At 34.2% G+C, this 3,856-nt stretch carries 1 protein-coding gene; it reads left to right on the forward strand.

The features are described from left to right. The first annotated feature begins 51 nt into the window (after positions 1 to 51). Positions 52 to 3,753, forward strand: a complete 3,702-nt coding sequence (gene rpoB, locus ACRDDY_RS10940; protein ID WP_438564986.1) for a DNA-directed RNA polymerase subunit beta — start codon at positions 52 to 54, stop codon at positions 3,751 to 3,753. Positions 3,754 to 3,856 lie beyond the last annotated feature (103 nt).

Below are 3,856 nucleotides of genomic sequence, written 5' to 3' on the forward strand. Positions count from 1 at the left end.
TAGGGAAATTATGCTTTTGGTTATTTTAGTTTATACAAGGGGTGAAAATTCATGGTACATCCTGTCCAATCTGGAAAAAGAACAAGAATGAGTTTTGGTAAAGTTAAAGCCGCTGCGGATATGCCAAATCTTATAGAAGTACAATTAGATTCATATCAATGGTTTTTAAAGGAAGGTCTTCACGAAGTATTTGATGACATAAATCCTATTGGAAACTTTACGGGGAATCTTGTACTTGAGTTTGTAGATTACAAACTTGATATGGATAATATCAAATATTCAGTGGAAGAGTGTAAGGAGAGAGACGCTACTTATGCTGCGCCACTAAAAGTATCAGTAAGACTTACTAATACTGAAACAGGAGAAATAAAAGAGCAAGAAGTATTTATGGGTGATTTCCCATTAATGACTGAACAAGGAACTTTTATAATTAATGGAGCTGAGAGAGTTATCGTAAGCCAATTAGTTAGATCTCCAGGAGTATATTATAGCCTAAATCGTGATAAACACGGTAAGAAATTATTCTCAGCTACTGTTATCCCTAATAGAGGTGCATGGCTTGAATATGAAACAGATTCTAATGATATTATATATGTTAGAATTGACAAAACTAGAAAACTTCCAATTAGTATCTTAGCAAGAGCTATGGGTATGGGAAGTGATCAAGAGTTATTAGAATACTTTGGTGAGGAAGAAAGATTCCAAGCAAGTATCGAAAAAGATAATACAAAGACTAGAGAAGAAGCTCTATTAGAAATCTATAAAAGATTAAGACCAGGTGAGCCACCAACAGTGGATAGCGCCATGTCGTTAATAGACTCATTATTCTTTGATGCTAAGAGATACGATCTTTCAAGAGTTGGTAGATATAAGTTTAATAAAAAACTTGCTATAAACTTAAGATTAGCTAACCAAGTAGCTGCTTCTGATGTTATTAATCCTTTAACAGGAGAAATAATGGTAGAGCAAGGACAAAAAATAACTAGAGAAATGGCAGTTGAAATCCAAAATGCTGGTATAAATATGGTTGACGTTTTAGTTGAAGATAAAATTATCAGAGTTATAGGTAACCATTTCGTTGATATTAGTAAACATATTTCTTTTGATTTAAGTGATTTAAATATTAAAGAATTAGTTCACTATCCAACATTAAGAGAAATTCTTGATAACTTTAGCGATGAAGCGAGTATTAAGGAAGAAATTAAGAAAAATATCAATAAATTAATACCAAAACACATAATTAAAGATGATATATTCTCAACTATTAGTTATGAGTTAGGGTTAGCTTATGGTATTGGATATGTAGATGATATAGATCACTTAGGAAACAGAAGATTAAGATCAGTTGGAGAATTGTTACAAAATCAATTTAGAATTGGTTTATCAAGAATGGAAAGAGTAGTTAAAGAAAGAATGACTATTCAAGATCAGGAAGCAATAACTCCACAAATGCTTATAAATATTAGACCAGTTGCTGCAGCTATTAAAGAATTCTTTGGTAGTTCACAGTTATCACAATTCATGGATCAAACAAATCCATTATCTGAATTAACTCATAAGAGAAGATTATCTGCATTAGGGCCTGGAGGACTTTCAAGAGAAAGAGCTGGTTTCGAAGTTAGAGACGTTCACCATTCACATTATGGTAGAATGTGTCCTATTGAAACACCTGAGGGACCAAATATAGGTCTTATCAACTCATTAGCGACTTATGCAAGAGTAAATGAATATGGATTTATTGAAACACCGTATAGAATTGTAGATAAAGAGAATAAGAGAGCAACTGATGAAATTAGATACTTTACTGCAGATGAAGAAGATCAATATCTTGTTGCACAGGCAAATGAGCCTATGGATGAGAATGGATACTTCACACATGATAAAGTAACTGTTAGATACTTAGAAGAAGTAATGGTTGTTCCATCAAGTGAAGTTGATTTAATGGATGTTTCGCCAAGACAAATCGTATCTGTTGCAACAGCTATGATTCCGTTCTTAGAGAATGATGATGCTACAAGAGCCTTAATGGGATCAAACATGCAACGTCAAGCAGTGCCACTATTAAAGCCACAAGCACCAATAGTAGGAACGGGAATTGAATATAGAGCAGCAGCAGATTCAGGGGTACTACCAAAAGCTAAAAATGCTGGAGTAGTTACTTATGTAAGTGCTAGTGAAATTAAAGTTAAAAGAGATTTAGATGGTGGCGTTGACACTTATAAATTATTAAAGTTCAAAAGAAGTAACCAAGGGACTTGTATCAATCAAAGACCGCTAGTAAATGTTGGAGAAATGGTATTTAAGAATCAGGTACTTGCAGATGGACCATCTACAGATCTAGGAGAAATAGCATTAGGTAAAAACATTAGAATGGGATTCATAACTTGGGAAGGTTATAACTATGAGGATGCGATGCTTATTTCGGAAGAATTAGTTAGAGAAGATGTATTTACATCTATTCATATAGAAGAATATGAATGTGAAGCAAGAGACACTAAGTTAGGACCTGAAGAAATAACTAGAGATATTCCTAATGTAAGTGAAGATGCTTTAAAAGACATCGATGAAAGAGGAATTATTAGAATTGGTGCAGAAGTTAGATCAGGAGATATCTTAGTTGGTAAAGTAACTCCAAAAGGTGAAACTGAATTAACTGCTGAAGAAAGACTATTAAGAGCTATATTCGGTGAAAAAGCTAGAGAAGTTAGAGATACTTCATTAAGAGTACCTCATGGAGAAGCTGGTATAATTGTAGATATTAAAGTATTTACAAGAGAAAATGGTGATGAATTAAACCCAGGAGTTAACGAATTAGTTAGATGTTACATTGCTCAAAAGAGAAAAATCTCTGTTGGGGATAAAATGGCAGGACGTCATGGTAACAAAGGGGTTATTTCAAGAGTTCTTCCAGAAGAAGATATGCCATTCTTACCAGATGGAAGACCACTTCAAATCTGTTTAAACCCATTAGGGGTTCCATCGCGTATGAATATTGGGCAGGTATTAGAAGTACACTTAGGTTGGGCTGCAAGTCAATTAGGATGGCATATAGCTACCCCAGTATTTGATGGTGCGACAGAAAGTGATATTGAAGAATGCTTAGTGAAAGCAGGATATAATGCTCATGGAAAAACTGTATTATATGATGGTAGAACAGGAGAAGCATTTGATAACGAAGTAACAGTTGGTATCATGTATATCTTAAAACTTGCTCATTTAGTAGATGATAAGATACACGCAAGATCAACTGGTCCATACTCACTTGTAACTCAACAACCACTTGGAGGAAAAGCTCAATTTGGTGGTCAGAGATTCGGAGAGATGGAAGTTTGGGCATTAGAAGCATATGGTGCGGCTCATACATTACAAGAAATATTAACTGTTAAGTCTGATGACGTTGTTGGAAGAGTTAAAACTTATGAAGCTATAGTTAAGGGTGAAAATATCCCTGAGCCAGGAGTTCCAGAATCATTTAAGGTTCTTATTAAGGAATTACAGGCATTATGTTTAGATGTTAAAGTTTTAAATGATGAAAATGAGGAAGTTAGATTAAAAGAATCAGCTGAGGAAGAATCAGAGGAGATAGAAGTTAATATTGAGGGAGCAGAGAGACTTGTTCCAGGAGAATCTGTAGCTAATACAGATGATAGTTACACTTCAGAGGAAGAAGTTGAAGAAGAAGAATTCGATGGATTCCAACTTGAAGATTTAGAAGATAATTTAGAGCTTGATGATTTTAATGATGAACACTAATTTTGAAGGGAGGATTACCCTTGTTTGAATTAAATAATTTTGATGCAATACAAATAGGTTTAGCATCTCCTGAGCAGATAAGAGCATGGTCAAGGGGAGAAGT

It is taken from the genome of Clostridium sp. (genome assembly GCF_051656525.1).
Taxonomy (GTDB): domain Bacteria; phylum Bacillota; class Clostridia; order Clostridiales; family Clostridiaceae; genus Clostridium.

Bases quoted from the DNA above. Each gene is read 5' to 3' on its own strand.
- rpoB (WP_438564986.1), top strand. From the start codon at position 52: ATGGTACATCCTGTCCAATCTGGAAAAAGAACAAGAATGAGTTTTGGT.